Origin of the sequence: Mangrovibacter plantisponsor (genome assembly GCF_003182475.1) — a bacterium.
GTDB classification, from domain to species: domain Bacteria; phylum Pseudomonadota; class Gammaproteobacteria; order Enterobacterales; family Enterobacteriaceae; genus Mangrovibacter; species Mangrovibacter plantisponsor.
This window is the reverse complement of record NZ_QGTS01000002.1, coordinates 321,822-348,352: the sequence shown is the minus strand read 5'-3', so window position 1 is coordinate 348,352 and position 26,531 is coordinate 321,822. Positions and strand designations below refer to the sequence as shown.

The following is a 26,531-nucleotide window of genomic DNA, read 5'->3' as shown; positions in this document are numbered from 1 at the left end:
AATTACAGCACCATATTCAGCATTAAAATAAACACCAGGCCAGATATTGACACCAATGTAGACATAAGTGTCCAGGATAATAATGTTTCTTTGGTTGTCAGGCCGAAGAAATCTTTAATCATCCAGAAACTGGCATCATTCACATGCGAACAAATACAAGAACCCGCACCGGTTGCCAGCGTAATGAGTGCTAAATTGGCGTGGCTGTAGCTTGCCAGTAACGGGATCACCAGACCAGAAGTTGAGATAGCGGCAACGGTGGCGGATCCCAGGCAAATACGCAAAAATGCTGCCACACACCACGCCATAATAATGGGGTTAATATTCACACCAGAAACCAGGGTTGAAATATAAGTGCCCACGCCGGAATCAATCAGCACCTGTTTAAATGCCCCACCGCCGCCAATAATCAGCAACAACCCGGCAATACCGGCAACCGCCTGGCCACATGAGCCCATCAGTTGGTTGATATTTTTGCCCCGGCTCAGCCCCATGGTGTAAATGGCAACCAGTAAAGAAACCAGCATGGCGATAGTCGAGTTACCGAAAAACAGCACAACATTGTAGAAAATACCGGCATCGCCCGATGCTTTCAGGTGCATCATTTCAATTACCGTCACCACCGCCATTAAAATAACCGGCAGCATGGCGGTGAAAAAGCTGATGCCAAAGCCCGGCATTTCTTCTTCTGTGAAGTGATGCGTGGCACCCAGTGAAGCCAGGTTGCCTTCTTTGCTGAACGCTTGTGGGATCAGTTGCCTGCACACTTTATTCATTAACGGGCCGCACAAAATAAGCGAAGGGACACCCACAGCAATGCCATACAGCAGCACTTTGCCTACATCTGCACCGTATTCACGGGCAATCACTGTTGGGCCTGGGTGTGGCGGCAGAAAACCATGGGCAATTAATAACCCTGCCAGCATGGGTACACACATAGTCATTGGCGAAATTTTGGCTTCCCTGGCGATGGCAAACAGAATTGGCACCAGCAGAATCAGGCCGACTTCGAAAAATAATGCAATGCCCACTATAAATGCAGAGCAAACCACTGCCCAGTCGAGCCTTTTGGCACCAAAATAATTTAATAAGGTTAATGCAATACGTTGTGCGCCACCGGCATCGGCTAATAACCGCCCCAGCATAACACCAAAGCCAAAAATAAGACCAATATGCCCCAGAGTACCTCCAAGCCCGGATTCAATAGTGGACACAACTTTATTCAACCCCATACCACTGGCAATTGCGACACCAATAGAAACCAGTATTAATGAGATAAACGTATTTAATTTAACTTTAATTGTCAGCAATAGTAGTACAGCAATACCTACTGCTATGATTAACAGTGGCATAATATCCTCACATGTCAGGTAAGATGTTAGTGGCCAGAGGCCACTATTATTTATTTATTCATATATTCTTTTAATGCTGTGGTGATTTTATCAACGTCATAAACACACCCACGCCATGTTCCGCCACTGACAGCCTGTAGTGCGGCCCACAAACGCGTGTCATCCGGTAATTCCGGGTCTGGCCCTAATCCGGGGTGAGCCGGGCGCGCATTCAGCACACCGGCGGCTTCTTCAGGCGTGGCGCACAATTTCTGCGCACTTTCCCCAAGGAAATTCACTTCTCCCAGTAAATTGCGGCAATCAATCTTTATTTCCACAATATCACCAGTGCGCAGCTTGCCTACCGGCCCGCCAGCCAGTGCTTCAGGGCCAACATGCCCAATGCAGGCACCCGTAGAAACTCCGGAGAAACGGGCATCGGTAATCAGTGAGACTTGTTTGCCATAGGAAAGGTGTTTCAGCGCACTGGTCACCTGGTAGGTTTCTTCCATGCCCGTGCCGGATGGCCCGGTACCAATAATAACCAGAATATCGCCTGCTTTAACCTGCTCATGCTTGATGTCATAAACTGCGGCTTTTTCGCTGAGGTACACTTTTACCGCGCCTTTATGGTAATACAGGCCGTTTTCATCAATCACGCTGGCATCAATGGCGGTTGATTTAATCACAGAGCCTTCTGGCGCAATATTCCCTACCGGGAATGTGATGGTGGATGTTAACCCACGCAGGCGTGCCTGCTCTGGCGACATAATGACGTCATCCGGCTCGACCTGTTCCTGCTCACGCAGAAGCGCTTTGAATTTACTGCGCCGCTCTGAATGTTCCCACCAGTCAAGGTTCTCTTTCAGCGTATGGCCGGTTACTGTCATGACATCTTCATGGAGTAAGCCCAGTTCCCGCAAATAGAGCATAACTTCCGGCGCACCACCCGCCATAAATGCGCGCACAGTGGGGTGATAAACTGGCCCATTGGGTAACACACTAACCAGCCGTGGCACCTGGCGGTTAATACGGATCCAGTCATCCACATCCGGAATTCGGCAACCGGCCTGGTGGGCAATCGCCGGAATGTGCAGTAGCAGATTGGTCGAACCGCCAAACGCCGCATGAACCATCATGGCATTTTCAATTGCTTTATCCGTCAGGATATCTTTAGTGGTAATACCCAGGCGTATCAGGTTCAGCGCAGCAGCAGCCGAGGCCCGGGCAATTTCTGACCATACGGGTTCCCCCGAAGGTGCCAGTGCCGAATGAGGCAGGGCCAGCCCCAACCCTTCGGCCACCACCTGCGAAGTACCTGCGGTACCCAAAAACTGGCAACCACCACCAGAAGACGCACAGGCAGAACACCCCAGGCGGCGGGCACTTTGCAGGGTCAGTTCACCATTGGCAAACCGGGTGCCAATAGTTTGCACTTTTCCGTTATCTTCGCCATTCAACGCAGGCAGCGTTGCGCCCCCCGGCACCAGTACCGTGGCTTTATTATGCTGCGAAGCCAGCGCCATCATGGTTGCCGGCAACCCCTTATCGCAGGAAGCAACCCCGATAATGGCTTTTGCATTGGGCAAAGAGCGAATTAACCGGCGCATCACCATTGATGCGTCATTGCGGTATGGTAGTGAATCAAACATACCTGTTGTGCCCTGAGTCCGCCCGTCGCACGGGTCAGAAACATAGACGGCATAAGGTAATGCATGCTGGCTTTTAAGTTCCTGCGCTGCGGCCCGGAGTTGAATGTCCAGCTCGTAGTGCCCCTGGTGCAATGCCAACGCAGCCGGTTTACCCTGAGGCTCACGCAGCCCACCCAGCGTGCTGAGTAACAACACACTATCCTGGTCCAGTTCTTGTGGAGCCCAACCCATCCCGGCGTTCATGGTCATACCAAAAATATCACCACTCGGGCGGTTAATAAGCATGTCGGCAGTGAGCGGTAATTCCCCCTCAGGGCCTTTAGCATGTGTTCTTACCTGGTAAATCGCATTATTTTGAGGATACAGTTCGGTAAATAACATACAGCCACCTTATTGTTTTAACAGCCCCTGAGCCGCCAGTAATTCACGCACTTGCTGTTTTGCTGTTTCCGTTGCTTCCATTACCGGCGGGCGGCACCAGGTGTTGACTGGCAGGCCCACACACTGCATTGCATATTTAATTAATGAAATAAACGGTGTTTCCAGTGAATACAGGCCAGGTAATTGCATGAGTTTTTTATTCAGCGTAACGGCCTGGGCATACTCGCCTTTGCAAAATGCATCATAAATACCTACAGATAATTCGGGTGCGAAATTTGCACTGGCGGAAATTGCCCCATCGCCACCTAATAGCAAGGTATTAAATAAGTGGTCATCATAACCGCAGAATACAGAAAAATCGGGACGAACTTCTTTTACAGTATTAATCATGCTGCGCAAGTGGCCAACGCTGTCGATGGTATCTTTAATGCCAACAATATTGCTGTTTTGCAACACCAGTTTTTTGACGATTTGCGGCGACATATCCTGCCCGGTTAAATCCGGGAAGTTATAGATAATAACCGGTAAAGAAACACTGCGGGCAATTGCACTGTAGTACAACTCAATATTTCGTTGTGCCACTTTCCAGTAGAACGGGTTGATAGCAACCACCCCGTCAGCCCCGATTTTTTCTGCATGCTGAGCCAGAGCGATGGCTTCTTCCATTGATGTTGAACCCACGCCAATTAACACGGGCACCCGCCGGTCTACCGCACTCACTGCAGCCTGAGCAAATGCCATCCGCTGCCCGGTGCTCATTTGGCTGAACTCGCCTCCAGTGCCGAGGTAAAACAGGCCATCCACACCACGGGTTATCAGAAAATCCGCCACCTGTTTAATTGCCTCATGGTCGATATTGCCTTCAGCATCAAAGGTGGTAGAAACCGGAGGTATAATGCCTTTAAACTTTGTAATCATAAACACTTCCCTTATTACTAAAACGCGGTTGTTTTTTAAAACCAAGCCCTTCAGATATCTGTTCTGAACATTGCTTCAACAGTGATAAGTAATGTTCTTTTTTCTTTCCTGAGAAAATAAATGGATTACCGGATAACGAAATCACGTAGTTTACCCGGTGGTACAAATCAAATATCGGCATACTCAAACAAACTGCGCCATATGCAGATTCTTCGTTATCTATTGCCCAGCCACGGGAGCGCGTTTTCTGCAGTTCGCTAATAAATGCTTTCTTATCAGTAATCGTGTTTTCGGTATATTTTGCCAGCGCCAGCGTTCCCATAAAGTAGTCAATTTCTTCTGTGGATTTCCATGCCAGCAAGGCCTTACCCAGCGCAGTAACATGTAACTCCAGTTTTTTGCCAATCCAGCTTTTACGGGTGGGTGCCGTGCCTGGGGTTTCCACTTTATCTAAATAGATTGCGTAGCCATTCTCAATCGTTCCCAGATGGCAAATGAGCCCGCTTTGTGCCGATAACGCCTGCATGGGCCGTTTGGTCACTTCGAAAATATTTTTTCTGTGCAACGCCTGGCACCCCAGCTCATAATTTTTAATTCCCAGGGTGTATTGCCCCTGGCTGTTTTTAACCAGAAACCCGCACTCCACCATAGTATTCAGTAAATTCAGCAGGCTGCTTTTTGGGTACTGAAACTCCCGGAGCAATTCCATAAACCCCACAGCACCGATATAGGCTATGTAGGTCAGAATTTTTTCTGCACGGATTAATGATGTACACCCGGTCCTGCTCATTGGTGGCTCCTTCTGGTTGAAAGTGAGTCTATCGGCATCAATTGCAGCAAAATACTGCCAGTTCAGCATGCTGAACCAACCACCTGGCGTAATGTGAGCAAGCCCAAAGAAAAGGGATTCGGACAAAGAAAATACTGGGAAAAAGCAAGAAAACCGCCATCAGAGCGAGTGCGGCCGGGGTTGGATACAAGAAGATGGGTACTGGCTGGTGCCCGGGCACCAGCCTTAGTGGCTTAACCGGCCAGAGCGGTACTATTAGTACAGGTTGTGGTGGTGGGCGTGGTGACGGGTTGTTGTGCCATTTGCAACAATGCACTGTGGAAAGAGGCATTAAATACCTGGCCGTGAGTCAGCCCCGGGTAAAGCCTGGCGCTGGCATTAACCCCGCGCGCACGTAATGTGTTTATCGCCTGCTCTGCCTGCTTCATTACTAAAGCAGCATTCACCGGAGCATTGCTGTCTGTTGCAGGAGCTTTGCTTCCGGTCCCTTCCATATATTCCAGTTGCTTGTGGCAAAACTGCCCAGGGGTGAGGTTTACCAGGCGTTTCAGCACCGCAAAGTTATCCCGCTCCAGTGACGGGCTGGCTGAGTAGTAATAGCTAAAAAACCGGGAAGTGAGATAAGTATCGATAACAAACAGCCCGCCAAAAGAGTGCCCCCACAAACCGCGTGCTGCCGGGTTGATGTGAACCTCTTTCTCCATGGCTGGTGCAATTACGTTTTCCAGCAGGTGGCGAAACTCGGCACTGCCGCCACCTTTGCGGCCAAAGCGCGTTGCGCTGGCTTTTACCGGTTCAGGCGTGCTTTCTGGCGGGGTGTAATCCCAGGCGCGGGCGGTTAAATCAAACGGTAGCCGGGTCTGGTAGCCAACGGCCACAATCACAGGCGGGTTTTTAGCGGAAAGTTGCTTGAGAAATGCTTCCGACAGGCGGTCCATCACCGCATTGCCATCCAGCATATACAGCACCGGGTAACCCGCAGGTGGCGGCGACTGGTTGGGTATGGCAGCCCACACTTTATAGTGGCGCTGCCCGTCTGCCGAATTGAACTGCTGCACGTTGAAGTGATACCTGCTGGAGCCTTTATCGGCAATGTTTTCCCCCAGCGGTTGCATATCTGGCCTGGCGTAGCCACTGGCAGCGGGAAGAAGAATGAGCAACAGAGCCACCCACAGTGCCGAAAACAGTTTCGTTCCCGGGTACGGTTTTATCATTTTCCAGCCAGCCATACAGTGTGCCCCACGCTTTTATTGGCGACGACAGCAGTTCTTGCTCGTCAAAAGAGAGACAATTTAATGCGAATGATTGCTAATTTCAATATGGCGTTTATGATGGATTACCAGCTAAAGGAGCATGGTACAGAGATGCGGGTCGGCAAATAACAGGGGTGTGCGTTAGAGGTGATACCGCCAGGCAGGCTCGTTCAGAGGGAGGGGTTGTGCCGGGGATGAAGTAGCATTACTCATGTGTTCCAATCAGAGCTTTATGTTGCGCCAAACCAGCACTCTGCATGAAGGGCTTACACCTTGCCGCCTGTGTTGCTTCATTTTTATGTACGATGTACTGGTCTGTGGCCGACGCTTGCGTACCGGCAGATGGCTGAAAATCCGGCAAACTCAAAAAATGTGGAACTAATATGGGTGTACTTACAGTTCCACGGAGCGAACGATAAAATAAAGCCGGAAGGATCGTTGGGATCGCTTCCAGCTATTATTAGCTTAAACAGTCAATGACTAATGCATCTAATTCAATCCAAGCATCTTCTAATCTGAATGCGATTTCAGGCTTATTTTCTTTTCCATCAAAACTCACATATGCATTTCGTACCATTTGTGGAATAGTATATAAATAAAGCGCCAACTCCCTGTCAATAAAGTCATTTTCTTTCAATTCAATAGACAATTCACACAAAGACGATATTAACCCCTTATAAGCATCTTCATTAAATGACATATTGGTTCTAACTTCATCAACAAAGCTGTTTTTTATGATCTTTTCTTTTATTGCTTTCAACATATTTTTCTCCTATAAAAATCCAATTATCGCTTCTGAAGGCATTTCTCCAAAGATCAATATCTCTTGGTGGGATGCTGCTACATTTCGGGTGAATGGAGTTTGCAAGTGTTCCGCAGTCTTTTGAGCGTTTGATACATCTAAAATCTTATCACTCGGAATTTTAGACAGATCTATCTTAACAATTGGATTTGCTGCTTGAGTTCCACCATGAGTAGCAAAGTATTCTGCTGTTGATTGACTTCTAGTTGTTGATATCCATGGATCACGCGAGTGCGGTGCTCCTGCCACATGTTGAGTCGGAGTCGTTCTATGGTATGGAGTGGGTCTTGATATTCCGTTGCCTGCGCGGATACTATCTGCTTGTTCAGGAGTCACCGCTCGATGGACAATATTACAACCAGCCAACCCCCACGGATCCACCCACGCCAGCGGATTCGGCACATAACTGTATAAGTTTATCCCACCCGCCAACCCTATCGGGTCTTTCTGTGTATAACACGCGCCCGCCGGATCGTAATACCGGAATGTATTATAGTGCAGCCCCGTTTTACCCGGCACTTCCCTGTGCCGGGCCCTGCGGGACCACGCTTATGCGTGGTTCCAGTCCGTTCCCGACGGACTGGTCACGATCCAGGTACTGGCCCTGGAACCGCAGGTTCTGCGCCACATGCCAGTGCGCCCCTCCGCTTTCCTGCTCTGTACAGCCGCTGGCTTGAAGAGTTGGCGGGCAGGTGATAACCGTGACCATTGAAGAGGATTAGCTGATTATTGAGCAAGCTATGGTGTTTTAATTAATAAAGAACCACTAAAAATAAATAAATTGGAAAGGAAATCTTTCCAGTTCATAGTTTTAATATTTAACAAGATTAATAAGCTCATCAAAAGTCATGTCAACATTTGGATAATAACAATCATCAATGTAGTATTCTATTAATATATATCCAGATGAAAATCATAGCAATGAAGATAAGATCTAATCTAATCCCATTTTTTCTTTACCCAGCATACTGTTAATAATATTTTTTAATTTCATCGCTATTAGATATTAACTCAATTAATGCATCTAATGAGCTTTTTAATTTCACACCAGACTCCCAGTTATATTATTTGAAGATGAGAGACTGTGCTTACTCAGCCTTTTGAGTAAAAAAATATTTCATTATTTTTGTTGCCGCCTCATCAATATTAATTCATGCATCTCTGGTAAATTTACATACCAGTCACTTACCATTCGAATAGAGAATATCTTCATCTAACGGTTCATTAATGTACTTGGTTATTCTCTTTGGCTATTTTTTAAAAATCTAGAAATAAAAAAGCACCAGAGAGAATATCCCAAGATTAATATCAATTATCCATCATATCAAGGGATAACTGGGCAGCATCCCGTATATCTTCATTTTCTGAGTTTAGTGATATCTCCAGGCCTTTTTTTAATTTAGAATCAGAGAATGCCGCTGATACTTGGGTAACCCAGTATCTGACACTGTCAGCTATAGATGGATTTTCCAATATTTTTTTTATTTCTAAAACCACATCATCAAAATGGCATTTATAAAAAACATCTTCTACTAGTTGATATACACCCCAACCATCACCATTACCATAAGATGTAAGAAATAGCGATATTACTTCCTTATCAGGATTAGCAATGAAGAATTTCCTTACCTCATCATATTTATCAATGAGTTCTTGTGTTAAATCACAATCATCAGGCATTGGCTGATGGTTACGTAAAAAAGACAACGCTTCATTTCTATTCATATTCATTGCCCTAAACTTTTCCATAACTCTTTATTTTGTCTAATTAACTCAGACAACTGTCTATTAATAACATTTTTACTATATTCGGCATCACCGAGTATTTTCCTCAGATCAACTATATCTCTTGCCAAAGATTGTCTATCTGTTAATCCCTTCACTAAAGGTTTTTTATATGTCCAAGTTAGCTCGTGAAGATCTTTACGCATGTTTATCGTTATACCTCGACCATGCGTTGTCGGACTAACAGCATTCTGAATAGCATGATGCGGAGTATGTGTTGGATTAAGACCGCTTTTTATATTTGCGCCACGAACCTGGTTATATGTGCCAACGTATAAGTCCTCACCTGGCTTCGCTAAATTACATGTGCTTAAGCCAAGCGGGTCGATCCAACCTAATGGATTCGGCACATAACTGTATAAGTTTATCCCACCCGCCAACCCTATCGGGTCTTTCTGTGTATAACACGCGCCCGCCGGGTCGTAATACCGGAATGTATTATAGTGCAGCCCCGTCTCTCGATCCAGGTACTGGCCCTGGAACCGCAGGTTCTGCGCCACATGCCAGTGCGCCCCTCCGCTTTCCTGCTCTGTTCGGCCCCAGGCACTGAACACGCCCCGCCAGACACGGCGACCTTCTTCATCCGTCACCTGCTCCGGCAGGCCGTTCAGCCCTCCGTGGTACCAGTACAGGCCCGCCACCGCATTTCCCTGGCTTTCCACCCGGACCAGTGGCTGGTAACTCCCTTCTTCATACACATACTGTACTGCGGCGCCCGGTCGGGTGTTGTCATGTTCACCCACCAGTTGCAGACCGCTCCACGCATAACGAATTAGCGTGAATGTGTCTGTGTCTTTGTCCCTGTCCTGGTGCCGTTTCCACAGCCGTTTCTCTGTCCGGCGCCCCAGTGCATCGTAGCGGTATTCCGCACGGCGCCACACCGGGTCACCTTCCAGCTCCACCGCACTGATGCGCTGCTCTTCATCGTACGTAAAGGTTTGTTTCACGCCACGACGCGTGTCGTGCCGCGTCACCATCCGCCCGAAACCGTCGTATTCCCTTGCCACACCCTCCAGGCGCTTCAGCAGGTTATTCCACACCGGATGCAGTGTCGCGTCCGTCCGGTTATCCGCACCGTCGTACCAGAAATGCTCTTCACGGCCCGGTTGATGGCTCTGCGTCAGGCGGCCTGCCGCGTCGTAACCCCACAGGCTCTGGCGGTACTTCTCGCCCGGGCCAGTCGGGGCACCGTCGGTCAGCATCTCGCGGATTATCTGGTCTGCACGGTCCCACTGGTAACGCCGCTCATACACCAGTTGCGACCGGGTACTGTCTGCACAGTGCTGCCGGGTCACCCGGCCCACCACATCGTATTCCGTTTCCAGCTGTAACGGCCCCGCCGTGCGCGACGTCTCACGGTGCAGCCTGTCACGCTGGTAACCTACCAGGCTGTGGGTCTGCCCGCCCAGCGACAACTGCATCTCCAGCAGGTGCCCGGTGCCGTAACGCAGGTACTGTAACTGGCGGCCATCCGGGTATGTGGTGGCACGCAGATTTCCCAGTGCATCCCGGTCGTGCAGATACGTGCCGTCTGCATTTTCCTCACTCACCAGGTCACCCAGTAAATTGCGCCGGAAAACCAGCAGCTCTGTCTCCTGCGGCTCGCGCCCGGTAACAACCGACTGCCGCCAGGCCGCATACGGCATACGCCGGATTTCTGTCGCCAGGGCACTGTAACGGTATTCCGTGCGGTGTTGCGCCGTTTCACGCGCCACCAGTCGCCCCACGCCATCATACTCAAAATTCAGCACCTGCGGGGCCAGCGTACTGCCCGCTTCCGGATAGCGGGTCTGGGTCACTACCTGTTGGGCGGCATTGTAACGGTACTCTGTCCTGCGCCCTGCGTAGTCAGACTCACTGCGCAGCAACCCTTGCGGGCTGTAATCAAAACGCCACTGTTGACGGTTGCCGTTGGTCAGCGACAGCAAACGCCCTTCCGGGCTGAAGTCAAACCGGGTTACCTGGCCTGCCGGGTTCACCGCTTCCGTCACCTGGCCGCGGGCATTAAGCACCACATGGCTTTCCAGCATGCCATCCACACTCTGGCCGCACAGCAGGCCCGCGTGATTGTAGTCAAACCGGGTTTCACGGCCGTCGGCTCGCCGCCAGGCTGCCAGGCGCGATGCCGGGCTCCAGCTGTATTGCTCCGCATTGCCCTGCGCATCAGTGGTCTGAACCAGCCGCCCGGCGGCATCATAGACCCAGTGGCTCTGGTGACCCGAGCAGTCTTCTTCCCGCACGCGCTGCCCGCGCCAGTTCCACCAGAAGCGGTGGCTGTTTTCCAGCGCATCAGTGCGCCGGATTAAGTCGCCCTGTTCGTTCCATTCAAACCGGGTTACACCTTCCTGCGGGTCAGTAACGCTGATGACATCCCCGGCCACATTGTATTCATATTGCCAGACCGCACCATCCGGCAGCACTTCTTTCACCGGGAAGCTGTACCAGGGGTGCCAGGTGGTTAACGTCGCTCTGTCCAGCGGGTCTCGCACCAGCGTTTGGTTGCCGCGTTCATCCCAGGCAAACTCCCACACGCCACCTTCCGGCTCCGTCAGGGTCAGCAATTGTTCCGTGGCGCCAGACCAGGTAAAACGCCAGTCTCCACCGTGGGTATCGGTATAGCGGGTAATTCGGGATAAGGTATCCCAGTGGTGGTTGCTGGTGACCCCGTTATCATTGTAGAGCCGGGTGTAACGGGCGGCTTCGTCGGTGTCGAAGTGCCAGCTTTCCAGTTGGTTGCCCTGATCATCGCACACCTGCCAGGCACAGACTCGCCAGAAGGGTGCTCCGGGCAGCGTACTCGCCTGCCACTGGTAGTGCAGCGTCAGGCCCGTCGCATAGGCGTGCCAGGCCAGCATACCGCTGGCATCATCCCAGCCAAAACGGCGGGTCACAATACTGTCGGCATCGGCGACATGGGTTAATTGCCCACGGGCGTTGTACTGGTAGGACACCAGCAAATGCCGGGTTCCGTCATAAACCTGGTACACCGCGCCCAGCCGGCCTTCCGGGATCCCGTCCGGGAAATCGGTATAATCGAGCTCAACATTCAGCTCTTCGTTGTCACTGGAAATCCGGGTCAGCCGCCCCTGGTTATCCCAGTCAAAATAATGGACGTTTTCGTGACGATCATAAATAGACTGGATACGCCACTGATTAGGCCGGGTCGGGTCCGGCTCATAGAGCTGGAACTCGCCCTGGTCTGTTTGCAGGATCATCGCGCCATTCGGGCTGCAAAACAGCTTCAGGCCATCTTGCTGGAAGAAGATAACATCGCCAGGGTTAACCTCCCCCATGTCCATCTCACGCCCGGACATATCCTTATAAATCAATTGATTGTTTGCCAGGCGATGCAGCCGTGTTTCAAAGGGCAGCATCCAGCCCTGGCCCAGCATGCCGGTGGCGGTATTGCGGCTGTGGTAAATTCGTTGCCAGTACAACGGGATCCGGTCCTGGAGGACAAAATCCCGTTCTTCGTCCCCGGCCAGCACTTTTGCACCGGTGGCAATATTGACCGGGTGCGCGGTTTGCGCACTGCCGACAACCGCGGTCGCCACCGCCGCACTCATAACTGTTCCACCAATATTTTCAAGCATCGCGCCCATCAGCGGGCAGGCAAAGTCTCTTCCCATTTGGCGCAGGATCAGGCAGCTAATCCCTTCTTTTAATAACTGCCGCAATAGCCCTATGCCAAGCGAGCCAGTAATCACCCCGGCATAATAGGCCAGCATATTTTTACCGCTGTGAATATCACGCACGGTGACCGTGTCCCCGCCAATACGGACACGCGGGTTTGCGGCCAGTTCAATAACGGCTTCACACGTGCTTTTATCACCATTGCGCGCAGCAGGCTGGTTGTTGATGAGAACCTTTTTGGAGCCCTGGGCAATAAAATTACTGGTGGTGATGGCGTGACCTTTGGTGCAGTTCACTCTGTCTTCTGGCATTGCTGTCGCATAAGGGCTGGCACTTTCCACCACCGGTTGCGCCAGGCTTTCCCAAACGTTGTAACTGAAAGATTTGGCATCCTCAAGCAGGCCATCAACGCCTTCTTTGCGCACTGTGTCTACCAGGGCACCCATCGGGTTCATTACGATACGCGCGGTGTTTGCCACACCCACCAGCAGGCCCAGCCCAAGCCCCAGCCAGTCTGTGCCTTCCTCGGCGGCGCCAGACTCTAACCAGGCCCGGTTAACGGTTCCGGCGGCACGGGCTGCCTTTTGCTTCATGATCTGTACATTATGGGAACCAGAGGCAATAAAAGCATCAGGCGACCCGCGGGGGAAAAGGCCGCCAACGAAGTCACCGGCCGCATTGCTTATCTCGGTTAATTTACCGCTGACCATCAACGCGCCAACGGCAACGGCGACAAGAATGCCGCCAATGCCCGTTGCTGCAAGAGCGATCGCCCCGGCAACAACAGCGCCTTCCACAAGACCACTGACAAAGTCCGCGATAGCGGAGCTGTGCCTCAGTGGGTCATTCATACGGGCCGCAAGGTAATCCGTCACCGTTATGCTCCAGGTTGAAATCCATCTTTAATCGCGGCCCAGAATGCATCAGCGCTGGCATCGAAAGGCGTGATTCGGGTGAGAGTCATCACCATCAGGTGATCCTGGTGGCGCAACACAGCAATGCGCTCATTTACTCTCGTGGCCTGGTTATCGAAGCTGAGAGCAACTTCCCGGGCATCGAGGCCCGCCACCTGGGTTGGCTGGATCTCCCCCAGCACAACACGTTTCATGGTGCGCTTAATTTTTGCCAGTTGCTGGTTAAGGTAGTTTTCCTCGTCGCCGGGTTTCACATCCCAGGCGCGGGTAATCACCAGTGAAGCACCTGCATCGTCAAATTTAAGGATGGTGATGCTGTTATCCTGGCCGGCTTGCGGCAGGGTAAGCGTCCCTTCAGAAAGCGTAAATACAGGCTGACTCATGCGTTACCCGTTCCCTTTTTAAACACAGCAGCAACCGCTTGCTGGATATCATTAATCGTTGGGTTTATCGCCGTATTTTCTGACGGCGTTGTCAGGTTAAGATCCAGCATGCCGCGCGTATTAATTTGCCCGCCGCCTGAGGCGTTGATGGCAAAATCTGAGCACAGCAGTGTGACCTGCCCTCCCGCCCCCAGCACCAGCGCAGAATTGCCGGAAACCAGCCTTATCTCGGTATCGGAGGCCATCACCATTGCGCCCTTAACCAACTGGGTATAACCACCGCCCACCACTTCGTTCTGAGCTAACTGTGTCGCCTGGGTATGTGCACCTTCCACGGTGCCGGTGTAATCCTGTGTCACACTCACTGTCCGTGAGCCACCCACGCTGTGGGTTTCGTCATTCTTGACCAGGGTATCCATATTGCGCTGCGCCTGAACCCAGACCTGTTCTTCGCCGGGTTTATCTTCGAAACGCAATGCGTTAGCGGTGCTGGCAGTGCCGTCTTTCGAGCGGCTGAGAAAACCCATTTGGGTCGCAGCGGCGGGTAATGCCCAGGGGGGCATACTGGCTTCGTTGTAAACACGCCCGGTAATAATCGGCCGGTCCGGGTCGCCGTTAATAAAATCGACCACCACTTCATCGCCGACGCGGGGAATTTGTACCCCGCCATAACCCTGGCCTGCCCAGGCACTGGAAACGCGAACCCAACAGGAACTGGTATCATCCCCTTTCGCCAGGCGATCCCAGTGGAATTTCACTTTTATCCGGCCATATTTATCAGTCCAGATGCTCTCGCCTTTGGGGCCAACAACCCGGGCTGTTTGCGGCCCAAAGGTACGCGGCCAGGGTGTTTTTTGGAGCGGGCGGAAAACCACCGTAGAGGGGATAACACTGAAATCAATACGGTGAATAGTGTTGTTATCTTCACCACTGGCATAGCGGTTTTCTTCGAAGGTGTACTCTGCCGCCGTGACCAGGTATTCGCCGTTATCATCAAAAAAAGCCGCGTTCGTCAGTTGGAAGGTATTCCCCGGCACAATACCAATGGCGGTTGCCGTTCCAGCGATTTGCTGGTGTTCAACTTGCCAGCGTTCCTGGCGAATGCGTGCGTAAAACTCACCATGCCCATGTTCGACAAAGCGCCCGGGCCAGTCGTACACGTCGATGGCTCCCGGTGCAGGCGAGGCCGGGTTTTGTCGGCTCTGGAACAGCCAGGCATTGGGTTTGCGGAAGTCATAGTCGTCCAGGCTGTACAACCCCGGGGTAACGCAATCTTCTATAGCCCACTGCCCAATCCCTTCTTCGTCGGTACTCCCGCCTGACTGAGTCTGGTGGTAAGGGATAATTTCATAGCCCGTGAACGGTGTGTTTTGGGTCGCGGAATCGGTCAGGATCAGGGTGTGTTTATCTGCTTCGTGGCGGAAATGCCAGGCTATCCCTTCCAGCTCCATCAGGCGGCAAATAAAGTCAAAGCTGCTTTCCTGGTACTGAACGCAATAATCCCAGACTCGGTAGCTGCCAATCAGTTTGTCTTCAAGATTGACGTTGTACTCACCCAGCAGGGTTTTCACAATTTGTGGAACGGTTTGCCCCTGGAAAATACGCAGGTTGCGGTCGCGTTTCATGGGCCAGAGGTCTGGCTCCACCGTCAACTGGTAGACCGCGTAGCGTGTGCCAGAGAGCTCTACTGCGCTCACGGCCACACGGGTAATTTTGCCATTGATATAACGGTCTGTAGTCAGGGTTTGAGTCGGAATGGTTACTGTAACGGGCTGGCCCAACAGTTTGCTGCGATCCAGACGGGCATCCGTCCCCAACAGTTGCAGATTTAAAGCGAAAGATTCAGAGATAGCTTCCCGGCCAGAAAGTTTCCAAAAGACAAGTCCATCCGCCGGTAATTGAACAGTGATGCGATTGAGCATAAATCGGTTCCTGGCATCCAGATGGGCGCCATTCCCGGCCCCCTGATGAAAATAATGATGCAGATTTATGGGGGAGCTACCGCACGGCCCCAACGATGAAAGATAGGCATTATCTGATTCAACACAAATCGACACACTAGGAATTATCTGAATACAGGTGTATGTATTTGAAAGGATTTTGAATGTTAAGAGTTGAATGCCCCGGCAAATCAGGTTTCCCTATCAGGGCAGGCCTGTGCTTTCCTGGTTTTTTCCTTTTATTGCCAATATTGCGATTATTGTGCAGTTATAGAGTCTTTCTCTTTATCACCCATATTTTGGGCACTTATTTAACTGCTGAGGTTTACTGCAGGGCCTGTTATTACAGGCCCTGCCCGCCGGCTTATTTCACCACTTCCACTACCGGGAACTTATATTCCCCCTCCTGAATGGCTTTGCTCGGCCCGTACATACGCATAATGATATAGGCGTCTTTTTCAGGGATCGGTAACCAGTTAGCGTTTTTAGCATCGCCTTTGGCGCTAAGCTCAATGGTATACATGCCGTCCGGCCCTGGCTTAAGGGTGCGGTCGCCACGGCTGTGGCGGTTAATGGCATTGTGTGCCATCAATTTGGTATCTGTGGCATACACCGTGAATGACCAGAACTGGCTGACATCCGGTGCCTTAAAGTGCATACGGTATCTTTTCCCGTTGGCACCATTAATATTTTGCCCGTCAGAACCTTTCACCTCCTGTAAGTAAACAGATTCATCTGGCGGCAGCCCCCATTGCCCAAGATAGGTTCCTTCGGCAAACAGGTCGCGCTGGCCATTTTGTAACTGTTCACGGGTGCCGAGTAGTTTCCCGGCATTTTTCATTTTTGGTGCCAGTTCCGCCAAATACGCCATCCCCAGTTTTTCACCCCGTTTGGCGGCATCCAGTTGTTCTGGGGTGAAATCTTCCTTGCAGGGAGCCAGGCCAATATCCTTATATTTATCCAGCCATTTTTTGTCCGTCGTGCCCATGTCGCCTTCACACAGCACAAAGTTCACCCGCTGTAACCAGTTGGTTTTTGCCGGATCCGGGAATGTGCGCTCTTTTGGTTTGGGCCCGGGCACACCAAGGTAAGCTGAGAGCGTGCGAATATTCCAGTCATCCATGTAATTCAGCGCCGTTTTTTCATCTTCTTTCCCGGTCGCCATGATACGCCCCATCAGCTTGAGGAAATCAGAATCCACCCGAATAACCTCGGTCACACTGGCGGGTACTTCACCTTTCCATGAACGGGAGGCAAACATAAAGTGGCCGCCTTTGGTACCACGCAGGCGGGAACCAATCATTGACGTGGTGTAATGCCCCATATCCATGGTGTGCAAAATCCAGTAACGCCCTTTATCCATATCCGGAATACTGACAATAACCGGTTCCGCCGCAACATCAAGCCAGCCCATTAAATGCAGGGTGTCGTTGTTAATGGTTGGGTGGTCGGTGTAGGTATCATCAGCAATGTGGCGAATGTTCTGAAAACGGTTCAAAGGTGTATCGGTCTTGATAGCCGTTTCATAAAAGAACTTGTACGCTTCATCCATCGAATACGCATAAATAAAGGCATCTTCAGCATATTTATCACTTATTTGTTGCGCACACGCAGCGCCACTTGCCAGAAGCAAGGCCAGAGACAACAGAGTTTTTTTCACGCTAAATCCCCTTATATGAGAGAACGAATTAAGCGTAGCTAAATATCTTACTTTTTGTGTGGGATTAAGGATTGTTTAAGCTGCAGTAATATTTGCAGGTTAAGAGCGCCTAATGATGCAGTGTGAATATTGAGTAAAGAGCAGGAGCCAGCTTCACACAATGTTAGCGGAAGCTTTCTGAACATAAATGGCCCGAACAACGGGAACACTTAGATTTCAAGTGCGGAAAGAATTGCGGCTTCCATTTTTTCTGGGGTGGTGAACGGAGCAAAACGCCGGAGTGGCTGGCCGTCGCGCCCAACCAGGAATTTAGTGAAGTTCCACTTAATTCGCCCCCCCAGCACACCGGGCAACCCGGCTTTCAGGTAACGAAACACCGGGTGCGTGGCAGCGCCGTTGACCTCTACTTTTGCGAACATCGGGAAGCTCACACCGTAGTTGATATGGCAGGTCTGAGCAATTTCGTCTGCGCCGCCGGGTTCCTGCTTACCGAACTGGTTGCAAGGGAAACCGAGCACTACCAACCCCAGCGCGGCATACTTTTTGTAAAGCGTTTCAAGGCCTGCATATTGTGGAGTAAAACCGCAATGGCTGGCGGTATTTACCACCAGAACCAGTTTGCCTGCATAGTCGGCCATAGAGATGGGCTGGCCACTCAGGCTGGTCGCAGTAAGTTGATAAAAGCTAGTCATGTCTGGTTCCTCAAAGCACAACCCGTTGGGCGGCAATATTGCCATACAGCGCGTAACCCAGGATATAAGAAGTTCTCTTCTCTGCAATCCGTAATACCAGCCAACACAGCCATTACCGGCAGGTGAACTAATCTTGTGCGCGTAATATTACTTTAATTGTATCGATAAACAGCCGCAGTGCGACGGGCATATACCGGTTTTGTGGAAAGGAAAGCGCAATGCCTTGAGACGAAATAGCCCAGCCGCCCCGCAATGTAATCAACTGCCCACTTGTCAAAATAGTGTGATTTTTTGCATTATCAACTTCATTACCGATTTGAAATCATTTTGAATCAGGAGCCTTGATTTAAATGCTTAACCCAGTAATCCGCCCAGCACAACCAGCAGATGTATCTGCTATCGAAAACATTATTCAGGGCGCATATTCGCATTACATAGAACGTATTGGACGAAAGCCAGCACCCATGAACTGTAACTATCAGGAAATTGTCAATACAGGTGATGTATGGGTTCTTACTAACCAGGGAGAAGTTATTGGCCTCATCGTTCTGCACAGGGAATCAAACTATGTGTCTGTTGGCAGTCTGGCTATAGATAAAATGTACCAGGGCAAGGGGCTGGGAAAGAAATTATTAGTCCATGCTGAATTACATGCCCGAAACCAGAATGTTAATGAGCTTCGGCTCTATACAAATGAAAAGATGCACGAAAATTTGCAGATCTATTCGAAGCTTGGGTGGCAAGAATATGGCAGAGCTGAGCAGAATGGTTACAAGCGGGTTTTTATGAGGAAAATACTCAGTTAATCCAGAGAACTCGCTCTGAATATCTCCGTAGCCACCCATTGAGTAACTCACAGAACAAAACGGGCATGTTTTCATCACTATAAAGCTCCACAACTCTGCAGAATCCTATGAGGTCTTTATGCTGATAGCGCAGGTTTCCGATATTCACGCTGCACCTGAAAATGATCACCTGCTTCGGTTCGACCAGGCTCTAACCTGGCTTAAGCATCTGCAACCAGACATACTGGTACTTACAGGCGATCTTACCGATGGTCACTGGCATGAAGGTTACAAAAAGATAGCTGCACGCCTGAATCAGCAAAAGTACCCTTCGTTGATCTTGCCAGGTAACTCAGATGACCGCTGTTTGATGCGTTCGGTTTGGGGTGAGAACAGATGGGCGCACGATCCCCAGGGAGAGGCCCTGCACTTTATCCACGATGCAGGGAATATTCGCCTGATTGGTCTGGATTCATCAATTGAATCTGAGGATTACGGCAGTGTGGCAGGCCACCTGGAATGGTTAGATAAACAACTCAACGCTGCAGGCGACACGCCGTCATTGTTGTTTTTGCACCATCACGTATTTGCATCTGGCATACCGACGTTAGACGAAACAATGTGCAGGGATCTGGCAGAGATGGAGGATTTGATTAAACACTCCACGGGCAGGCTAATGGCCATTTCAACAGGCCACGTCCACAGACCCATTTCAGGCCTGTTTGCAGGCATACCTGCTTACATTTGTGGATCCGTTTGCCCGGCTAACCCTGCCTGGTTTGGCACAGTAAATGTTCCACCGGCTAATGACCCACCCGCGTTAATGATCCACCACTTCACCAGTAACTCCCTCGCCTGCCATCACATTTGTGTTTAATGGCGAGCGTTGAAGTAACACGCGCCAAAGCAGCTGACTGGCCGCTCTGTGCCAGGAGCGGAAGTTGCTTACATCATGCTATGTTAGTTTGCTGGGAGCAGGTCAGGCAACCGGAATCATCAGCACCGCACCGATAAGGCGCGCATGGCATACCTGGTCCCAGGTCATTCCAGCGATAAAGCGTTCATTGAGAATACCCGTGGTGGTAAAGAAGAGAACCAGTGCAGTGGTGTCTGCAATAAATGCCCTTCTTCGTGAAGCTTTTTCTGTACTGGGTGGCAAATAACATCTCCCAATCTGTTGTGGTGCTTTAGCTGAAATGCCCGTTCTCCGTTAATGGCTTAAGTGGAAGCGAGAAACATACCGCTTATCTTTCACAGCACGCTGAGTCACCATTGCGCCCTTTATTCTGACGTGCAGGTTGCAAGAACAGCCTGGCGAATAGCAGCGATATCAGCTTGTTGAGCCAACAAGGGTGTACCTGCCGCCTGGTAACGCTGTATTCCCCTGGTCCATACCCGCCGGATGGCAGATTGCCGTGAACTGGCAAAAATATGGGCCGCAAGAATATAGTCTGGCGAAAGCCCCGCAAGAGCAGGATTGTCTGCATCCAGTTCAATAAAATCAGCGAGCATGCCTGGCTGAATACCTGAAACGAGCCGGCCAGAAGCCTGTGCCCCACCCTGCAACGCGTGGCGATAAAGATAACTGGCGACATCGGGTTCGTTATCACTGCAACAGATATTGCGCTGCTGATGCACAAGCCGCTGTGAATACTCCAGTTGCAGTAACTCCTCTGCCGCGTTCACGGCAATGTGGCTGTCTGAACCAATCCCCCAACGGCCGTGGTGCGTTTGCCACTGGCGATAATCAAAAATGCCATCGCCAAGGTTCGCTTCTGTCGTTGGGCATAGACCAATAACCGCCCCAGTCGCCGCCGCTTCGCTGTATTCCTGTTCATCCATATGGGTGGCATGAATCAGGCACCAGCGAGAATCCACATCAAAATTATCCAGCAACCACTGTACCGGGCGCTTCCCGCTCCAGGCAAGGCAGTCATCAACCTCTTTTTGTTGTTCAGCAACGTGGATATGAACAGGTGCAGTGGCATCGGCCGCAAAAATATGTGACAACACCGCCTGCAAATCATCAGGGTTGATTGCACGTAATGAGTGCGGTGCCAGCCCCAGTTTTACGCCCGCCGCCTGGCACAAACTGAATAACTGGTCCCAAAAGGCCAGGAAAGATGGCTTATCGTGGGTGAAACGGTACTGATGCGCTTCTGGCGGCAAACTACCAAAACCACTGGCCTGGTAGAGCACCGGCAGCAATGTCATGCCAATGCCTGTGCGCTGAGCGGCACGAACCAGTGCGGCACTCATCGCAGCAGCATCATGATAGGGTTCACCGCCAGGCTGGTGATGGACATAATGGAATTCACAAACAGAGGTATATCCGCCAGCCAGCATCTCGTTATAAAGCTGCGTGGCGATAATTTCGAGTTGTTCCGGCGTGATTTGTTGAGCAAAGGCATACATTAATTTCCGCCAACTCCAGAAGCTGTCTGCCGGGTTCTGGCGGTATTCAGTCATGCCAGAAAAAATGCGCTGAAAAGCATGAGAATGAAGGTTCGGCATTCCTGGCAGCAGCCAGCAGGCAGACTCAGCACTTTCAGGCCGCGTTGAGTTGGGCTCGACTGCCGTAAAAACCCCTTGGTTATTCCATGAAATCAGTACATCCCGTTGCCAGCCTTGTTCAAGCCAGGCATGGCGGGCAAAAATCTGCCTGGTGCTCATACGTAATTCATCTCCGCTCTGGTGCTATTGCCGTGTTAATACCGCATTGAGAAATTGGCGGGTGCGCTCATTTTGCGGCGCGCCAAACACCTGCTCAGGCGGGCCTGCTTCCACAATACCGCCGCCATCCATTACCACGACGACATCAGCCACTTCACGGGCAAATCCCATCTCATGGGTTACCACCATCATGGTCATACCTTCACTGGCAAGCATCTTCATTACCTGCAGTACCTCGCCAACCAATTCAGGATCAAGTGCCGAGGTGGGTTCATCAAACAGCATGACACTGGGCGACATAGCCAGAGCGCGGCTGATGGCGACACGTTGTTTTTGCCCGCCGGAAAGGTTGCCCGGCATGGCTTGCGCCTTTGCTGTCAGCCCCACTTTATCCAGCAACTTCATTGCCTGCTTCTGCGCTGTTGCTTTATCAATTTTGCGCAACATCACTGGCGCGACACACAGGTTTTCCAGAACAGACAAATGAGGAAACAGGTTAAATGACTGGAACACCATGCCAACTTCTTTGCGCAGTTCGTTTAACTGCTTTTCTGGCAGTGGCTTACCATTCGTGATTAAAGGCGTTCCGCACAAGGTAATATTGCCGCGCTCTGGCAATTCAAGCCCGTTACAGCAGCGCAGGAAAGTACTCTTACCCGAGCCACTTGGCCCAATAATGACAATCACCTGGCCGCTGAACACATCGAAATCAATTCCGTTCAGCACCACATTGTCACCAAACCGCTTGTGCAGGTCGCGAATACTGATTTGAGGTTGTGGGTTGGCGTTGTGATTCGACATTACTGCTCCCCTCTCTGGTGATGCCGTTTTTCAAAGTAGCGTAATGCCGTCACGGTAATGCTGGTCAGTACAAAATAAATCACCGCAATAACCAGATAGGTTTCAAGGTCGCGGTAGGTATTACTGATGATGGTATTACCCTGCTGCATTACATCGTGAATGGTAATTAACGAAACCAGTGCAGAGTTTTTAATTAACGCAATAAATTCATTCCCCAACGGCGGCAACATGCGTACCACCGCCTGGGGAAGAATGATTTTCATCATTGCCTGTTTTGATGACATTCCCAACGACCGTGCCGCTTCATTCTGGCCCCGGTCAATGGAGGTAATGGCGCCGCGTACAATTTCGGAAACATAAGAAGCGGAATAAAGACCGAGCCCAATCACGCCACAAAAAAATGACGGCAGCATGACCCCGACTCGTGGTAGCCCGTAATACCAAATAAACAGCTGCACTAATAATGGTGTACCACGGATCACCGCAACATAAGCGCTGGCAATACCATAGACAACTTTTCGCTGTGGGTTAATTCTGGCAACACCAATTATCAAACCCAGAATACAGCTCAGAGCCAGGGCACAAAGGGTAATTTCAATCGTCACCACTGTACCTGCCAGCAGCGCATTGCTGCTGGCAAACACTGGCGCGAAATCAAGATCTAAACTCATCGTTAATCCTGTGTTTTTGCCAGTGAATTACTTCGCTGAAACCGGGAACCACTTATCGACCAGTTGTTTATAGGTGCCGTCTGCCTTCAGTTGATCTAACGCGTTGTTAATATCTGCAACCAGGCTGGTTTCATCTTTACGCACAGCAATTCCGTATTCTTCACTGGTCAGGGAACCCGGTAAAACTTTCACGCCACCACGCGTGCGGGCGTACTGGAATGCAGCAGGTTTACCTGTTACCGCTGCATCCACCCGGCCAATACTCACCAGGTTGAACATTTGCTGGTTCTTTTCAACTTCAACAGTTTGCGCTTCTGGAATATGGGTATGCAGCCATTCGACAGATTTGGTGCCTGTCTGTACGCTAACTTTTTTACCTTTCAAGTCATCTGCACTTTTAATGGTGTTATTGCCTTCTTTAACCAGTGTTACCAGGCCACCAGCCATGTATGGCTTAGTGAAATTAACTACTTTCTGGCGTTCGGGCGTGATGTAAATTGCAGAGACAGCAATATCTGCACGGCCCGCGGTCAGGCTGGGGATCAGCCCTTTAAAATCAACGTTGGTCCATTGCACTGAACGGCCAAGCTTGTGCGCAATGGCCTCTGTCAGTTCAATATCGAACCCCGTCATTTTCTGGTTTTCAGTAAACTCCATCGGTGGGAATGTGGCATCGGTCACCGCTTTGATGGGTGCCCCGGCAGCGAGGGCTGCTGCAGAAATGCTCAGTAAGCTAAGTGACAGCAGTGCATGTTTAACTGTGTGTTTGAATGTAGGCATGGGCTCACTTCCTGGAATTAAGATTGATGATGAAAAGCAGGTGATGCCTGCGTAAATGTCGCATTCAAACTGGCTTGAATACGTTTGGCTGCATTCAGCGTTTCTTCGATAAGACGCTGGTGCTTGTTCTGAGTACGAATAATGGGGGCCATTAGCGTTAAAGCCCCAAGCAGTTGTTGATTGGGTGAAAGCACAGGAACACTTACGCCCCATACACCATCATCCACTTCGCTTTCTGTGCAGGCATAGCCCTGCTGAACAATCTTGAGTAACGCGTTCTCATAGACTTCACGTTCGAACATGTTGTTGATGTGGGTTTTCGCAATATGCTGCCTGGCAGGTAAAGGTAAATGCGCCAGAAGGCATTTTGCTGTTGCCCCACGATACAGCGGTAAACTGCGCCCCTTTTCGAACGAACAGCGTAAGGATTGCCGGGGTTCTAACATGCTGATGCACACTGCTTCTTGCTGCATAACGACAGTCACCGCAACGGTTTCCTGCGTGGTGTCTCGCAAATCAATCATCGCGTCATTCGCATGCAGGGAAAGCAGCGTGACGGCATCAAAGTTAAGTGCCATTTGCAGGCAGGCAGGGCCAGGCGCATACAGCGCATCTGACTCCATCACAAATCCCCAACGGCGTAACGAGGCTAACAGCCGGTACATTGTGCTTTTGTTTAAACCAGAGGCATGAACAAGTTCACTGGCGCTGACGGGGCGGCCATATTCAGCAACCATCCTGAGCACCATCAGTACTCTTTCAGAGGTTGGAGTCTGGTCAGCAGATTCAACTTTGCTCGGTATTGCATCCATCCGTTTATTAACCTGTTTTGTAACGCTTGCAGGGAATATTGCAGGGGTTGTGCCAGGTTTGAGGAAATCAATTCCCGAATAACGGGAATTGATTTTTAAACAGTACAATACAGAAACAAAAATCTGACAAAGAGCGCTTTCCCGGGGCGAGATTTTCTGTAAACCGCAAACCGCGGTGGAAAGTTGAACGATTTTGGTGCAGAAATTGCACTACGCCAGGTGCAATAAATGAGTGGGTTACATCATCAATTATTATTTGGTGAATGCCATCACCGAATAACAAAGAACGTCGCCACTATCAGTCGTCTTCGACTCGAAAGAAATGGGTTTATACACGCTGCAGTGCTGTAAAAAGTATTGTAAAAACATGTGCCACATTCTGGTGTGAGGCCTGAGCCTGCCCATGACATGGCCCGCTGAGAGCGCAGGCTGTGTGAAAACTCATAGCTTTAAGTAGCCAAACAATATTTCTCATCTGTGTTTTGAGAATGCTGTTTAAGTTGACAAGGTAATCTATGGTTTTATCCGGGTGTCTCAGAAGTTTTTATTGCGGGAAAGAGCCTGATATTTGTTACTGGAGGATAAAACGGCCGGAACCATTAGCCGTATTGTTCCTGAAGCTGAAATATCAATCCTGTAGTACCCCATATCGATATCATCCTTTTGAGGTTATAAGCCAATATATGTGGACTCATTTCCGTACTGACATTTTTAAATTTCCGCATCAGAAAGTGCGTTGCACCCATCCACATTTTAATTGTCCCAAACGGATGTTCTACCGTTTGCTTTCGCATGACTACCGCCTGAGGAAATGACTCAAGCCTCGCATGCATTTCTTCCATTTCAGCTTCATGAACCCAACGCCGTATACGCCCTGGATCGCGTTTCGATGTAGTGCACCTGGAGCGCTGGCTGCAATCGCGACAGGCAATATTGTTAAAGTACAACTGTTGCTCCAGTCCATCCTCTATCGAGGTAAATCGATTCTGAAGCTCATTGCCCATTATCTGTTGTGTTGGTGACTTTATGCGCAACAATCAAATGGTTCTTCGTATCCACAGCTGTCTGAACGTTGTAGCAGACTTGCCGGTTCATATTATTTGTTTTCATCAGCCGGCGAGTCAGGGTCGGTTAAAGAGAGTTGTTTATCTGGCTGTTGTGCGACTGCTTGTTGAATCTCCTGAAGCTCAAGTAAACGCTTTTTTAGCCAGGCCAGTTTAGTGGCTGTTAACTTTGTGTTTGCATCGGGCTCAGTATTCTTGTCGGCTTCATCCAGCTGGTTTAAATAATAAGTAATACTTTGCTCTACGCGCTCAATATGGTCATTGGCTTTCTGGGATGTGAAGTTGTTGGGTTTACTGTTTACTGCTTTGAATTTGCTGCCGTCGATGGCAACACGACATCAGTGAACATTTGCATTTGTCGGCACAGGCCAATAAAGGCCCGACAGGCATTCCTGATACCTTCACCGTTATCTTTTCTGAAGTCTGCAATGGTTTTAAAATCAGGCGTTAATCGTTCAAGTAACCACATCAGTTCAACGTTCCGATGGGCCTCTTTTTCCAGTCTGCGGGAGGACTGAATTCGGTTGAGATATCCGTAAATGTACAACTTCAGTAGGGTGGCAGAGTGATATCCGGGCCGTCCGGTTCGCTTTGCATCACCTCTTCTGAAACCAAGAGAATCGAGCTTTAGTCCATCAACAAAGATATCAACCACTCTGACGGGGTTATCTTCAGTGACAAAATCGTCCAGTGCATCAGGGAGCAATGTCACCTGAAGCCTGCCTTGTCCTTGAATGTGATGGGCCATGTCGGTATCCGCAGTATTCATTTGTATGTTTATAATTTTAATGAAAAAGTCAGTCCGTCGCAT

The 26,531-nt window shown here is 50.2% G+C and carries 20 protein-coding genes and 2 pseudogenes; 2 read left to right on the top strand and 20 right to left on the bottom strand.

Features of this window, described 5'->3' with window-relative positions:
• Positions 1-2: 2 nt before the first annotated feature.
• The 13 genes and pseudogenes from DES37_RS04240 to DES37_RS04175 form a co-directional block, all read right to left on the bottom strand.
• Entirely contained in the window at positions 3-1,352 is a 1,350-nt protein-coding gene (locus DES37_RS04240) for a GntP family permease (RefSeq protein ID WP_110024961.1), read from the bottom strand.
• A 50-nt stretch (positions 1,353-1,402) separates the two neighbouring features.
• Complete coding sequence (locus DES37_RS04235; RefSeq protein WP_110024960.1) at positions 1,403-3,364, bottom strand: YjhG/YagF family D-xylonate dehydratase; 1,962 nt, start codon at positions 3,362-3,364, stop codon at positions 1,403-1,405.
• Positions 3,365-3,373: 9 nt separating this feature from the next.
• Positions 3,374-4,282: a 4-hydroxy-tetrahydrodipicolinate synthase gene (dapA, locus tag DES37_RS04230; protein WP_036112377.1), complete on the bottom strand. Its 909-nt coding sequence runs from the start codon at positions 4,280-4,282 to the stop codon at positions 3,374-3,376.
• On the bottom strand, positions 4,266-5,072 hold the full coding sequence (locus DES37_RS04225) for an IclR family transcriptional regulator (RefSeq protein ID WP_051691460.1): 807 nt from the start codon (positions 5,070-5,072) through the stop codon (positions 4,266-4,268). The genes dapA and DES37_RS04225 overlap by 17 nt, the downstream gene beginning before the upstream one ends.
• A 233-nt stretch (positions 5,073-5,305) precedes the next feature.
• Entirely contained in the window at positions 5,306-6,301 is a 996-nt protein-coding gene (locus tag DES37_RS04220; protein ID WP_245929979.1) for an alpha/beta hydrolase, read from the bottom strand.
• A gap of 484 nt (positions 6,302-6,785) precedes the next feature.
• Positions 6,786-7,088 (bottom strand): hypothetical protein, encoded by a 303-nt coding sequence (locus DES37_RS04215; RefSeq protein ID WP_110024959.1) that lies wholly within the window; start codon positions 7,086-7,088, stop codon positions 6,786-6,788.
• A gap of 9 nt (positions 7,089-7,097) precedes the next feature.
• Positions 7,098-7,794 (bottom strand): annotated as a pseudogene (locus DES37_RS04210) (RHS repeat-associated core domain-containing protein); the annotation flags it as partial.
• Between the two features lie 641 nt (positions 7,795-8,435).
• Positions 8,436-8,852, bottom strand: a complete 417-nt coding sequence (locus DES37_RS04200; protein ID WP_146211488.1) for a hypothetical protein — start codon at positions 8,850-8,852, stop codon at positions 8,436-8,438.
• A gap of 2 nt (positions 8,853-8,854) precedes the next feature.
• A complete protein-coding gene (locus DES37_RS04195) occupies positions 8,855-13,420 on the bottom strand; it encodes an RHS repeat-associated core domain-containing protein (RefSeq protein WP_110024956.1) in 4,566 nt (1,521 codons plus the stop codon).
• A gap of 2 nt (positions 13,421-13,422) precedes the next feature.
• Complete coding sequence (locus DES37_RS04190) at positions 13,423-13,842, bottom strand: DcrB-related protein (protein ID WP_036112394.1); 420 nt, start codon at positions 13,840-13,842, stop codon at positions 13,423-13,425.
• Entirely contained in the window at positions 13,839-15,764 is a 1,926-nt protein-coding gene (locus DES37_RS04185) for a type VI secretion system Vgr family protein (RefSeq protein ID WP_036112398.1), read from the bottom strand. The genes DES37_RS04190 and DES37_RS04185 overlap by 4 nt, the downstream gene beginning before the upstream one ends.
• Positions 15,765-16,146: 382 nt before the next feature.
• Positions 16,147-17,442: a DUF1254 domain-containing protein gene (locus DES37_RS04180; protein WP_110024955.1), complete on the bottom strand. Its 1,296-nt coding sequence runs from the start codon at positions 17,440-17,442 to the stop codon at positions 16,147-16,149.
• Between the two features lie 209 nt (positions 17,443-17,651).
• Entirely contained in the window at positions 17,652-18,134 is a 483-nt protein-coding gene (locus DES37_RS04175; RefSeq protein WP_110024954.1) for a glutathione peroxidase, read from the bottom strand.
• Between the two features lie 350 nt (positions 18,135-18,484).
• Here DES37_RS04175 and DES37_RS04170 point away from each other — a divergent pair, with 350 nt between their 5' ends.
• A complete protein-coding gene (locus DES37_RS04170; protein WP_110024953.1) occupies positions 18,485-18,940 on the top strand; it encodes a GNAT family N-acetyltransferase in 456 nt (151 codons plus the stop codon).
• A gap of 118 nt (positions 18,941-19,058) precedes the next feature.
• Entirely contained in the window at positions 19,059-19,796 is a 738-nt protein-coding gene (locus DES37_RS04165) for a metallophosphoesterase (protein ID WP_110024952.1), read from the top strand.
• A gap of 102 nt (positions 19,797-19,898) precedes the next feature.
• On the opposite strand, the gene alaE is transcribed toward DES37_RS04165, so the two are convergent.
• The 7 genes and pseudogenes from alaE to DES37_RS04125 form a co-directional block, all read right to left on the bottom strand.
• Entirely contained in the window at positions 19,899-20,078 is a 180-nt protein-coding gene (gene alaE, locus DES37_RS04160) for an L-alanine exporter AlaE (RefSeq protein WP_245929975.1), read from the bottom strand.
• Positions 20,079-20,200: 122 nt separating this feature from the next.
• Positions 20,201-21,592 (bottom strand): formimidoylglutamate deiminase, encoded by a 1,392-nt coding sequence (locus tag DES37_RS04155; RefSeq protein WP_110024951.1) that lies wholly within the window; start codon positions 21,590-21,592, stop codon positions 20,201-20,203.
• A 24-nt stretch (positions 21,593-21,616) separates the two neighbouring features.
• Complete coding sequence (locus DES37_RS04150) at positions 21,617-22,393, bottom strand: amino acid ABC transporter ATP-binding protein (protein ID WP_036112424.1); 777 nt, start codon at positions 22,391-22,393, stop codon at positions 21,617-21,619.
• Positions 22,393-23,064, bottom strand: a complete 672-nt coding sequence (locus DES37_RS04145; RefSeq protein ID WP_110024950.1) for an amino acid ABC transporter permease — start codon at positions 23,062-23,064, stop codon at positions 22,393-22,395. Before DES37_RS04145 ends, DES37_RS04150 begins: the two co-directional genes overlap by 1 nt.
• Positions 23,065-23,091: 27 nt before the next feature.
• Positions 23,092-23,844: a transporter substrate-binding domain-containing protein gene (locus DES37_RS04140; protein WP_110024949.1), complete on the bottom strand. Its 753-nt coding sequence runs from the start codon at positions 23,842-23,844 to the stop codon at positions 23,092-23,094.
• Positions 23,845-23,861: 17 nt separating this feature from the next.
• Positions 23,862-24,656: an IclR family transcriptional regulator gene (locus DES37_RS04135; RefSeq protein WP_110024948.1), complete on the bottom strand. Its 795-nt coding sequence runs from the start codon at positions 24,654-24,656 to the stop codon at positions 23,862-23,864.
• A 599-nt stretch (positions 24,657-25,255) separates the two neighbouring features.
• Positions 25,256-26,468 (bottom strand): annotated as a pseudogene (locus DES37_RS04125) (transposase).
• Between the last annotated feature and the right edge of the window lie 63 nt (positions 26,469-26,531).

Excerpts from the sequence above, each read along its gene's own strand:
- DES37_RS04240 (WP_110024961.1), bottom strand. The coding sequence starts at position 1,352 with ATGCCACTGTTAATCATAGCAGTAGGTATTGCTGTACTACTATTGCTG.
- DES37_RS04235 (WP_110024960.1), bottom strand. The coding sequence starts at position 3,364 with ATGTTATTTACCGAACTGTATCCTCAAAATAATGCGATTTACCAGGTA.
- dapA (WP_036112377.1), bottom strand. The coding sequence starts at position 4,282 with ATGATTACAAAGTTTAAAGGCATTATACCTCCGGTTTCTACCACCTTT.
- DES37_RS04225 (WP_051691460.1), bottom strand. The coding sequence starts at position 5,072 with ATGAGCAGGACCGGGTGTACATCATTAATCCGTGCAGAAAAAATTCTG.
- DES37_RS04220 (WP_245929979.1), bottom strand. The coding sequence starts at position 6,301 with ATGGCTGGCTGGAAAATGATAAAACCGTACCCGGGAACGAAACTGTTT.
- DES37_RS04215 (WP_110024959.1), bottom strand. The coding sequence starts at position 7,088 with ATGTTGAAAGCAATAAAAGAAAAGATCATAAAAAACAGCTTTGTTGAT.
- DES37_RS04200 (WP_146211488.1), bottom strand. The coding sequence starts at position 8,852 with ATGAATAGAAATGAAGCGTTGTCTTTTTTACGTAACCATCAGCCAATG.
- DES37_RS04190 (WP_036112394.1), bottom strand. The coding sequence starts at position 13,842 with ATGAGTCAGCCTGTATTTACGCTTTCTGAAGGGACGCTTACCCTGCCG.
- DES37_RS04185 (WP_036112398.1), bottom strand. The coding sequence starts at position 15,764 with ATGCTCAATCGCATCACTGTTCAATTACCGGCGGATGGACTTGTCTTT.
- DES37_RS04175 (WP_110024954.1), bottom strand. The coding sequence starts at position 18,134 with ATGACTAGCTTTTATCAACTTACTGCGACCAGCCTGAGTGGCCAGCCC.
- DES37_RS04170 (WP_110024953.1), top strand. The coding sequence starts at position 18,485 with ATGCTTAACCCAGTAATCCGCCCAGCACAACCAGCAGATGTATCTGCT.
- DES37_RS04165 (WP_110024952.1), top strand. The coding sequence starts at position 19,059 with ATGCTGATAGCGCAGGTTTCCGATATTCACGCTGCACCTGAAAATGAT.
- DES37_RS04155 (WP_110024951.1), bottom strand. The coding sequence starts at position 21,592 with ATGAGCACCAGGCAGATTTTTGCCCGCCATGCCTGGCTTGAACAAGGC.
- DES37_RS04150 (WP_036112424.1), bottom strand. The coding sequence starts at position 22,393 with ATGTCGAATCACAACGCCAACCCACAACCTCAAATCAGTATTCGCGAC.
- DES37_RS04145 (WP_110024950.1), bottom strand. The coding sequence starts at position 23,064 with ATGAGTTTAGATCTTGATTTCGCGCCAGTGTTTGCCAGCAGCAATGCG.
- DES37_RS04140 (WP_110024949.1), bottom strand. The coding sequence starts at position 23,844 with ATGCCTACATTCAAACACACAGTTAAACATGCACTGCTGTCACTTAGC.
- DES37_RS04135 (WP_110024948.1), bottom strand. The coding sequence starts at position 24,656 with ATGGATGCAATACCGAGCAAAGTTGAATCTGCTGACCAGACTCCAACC.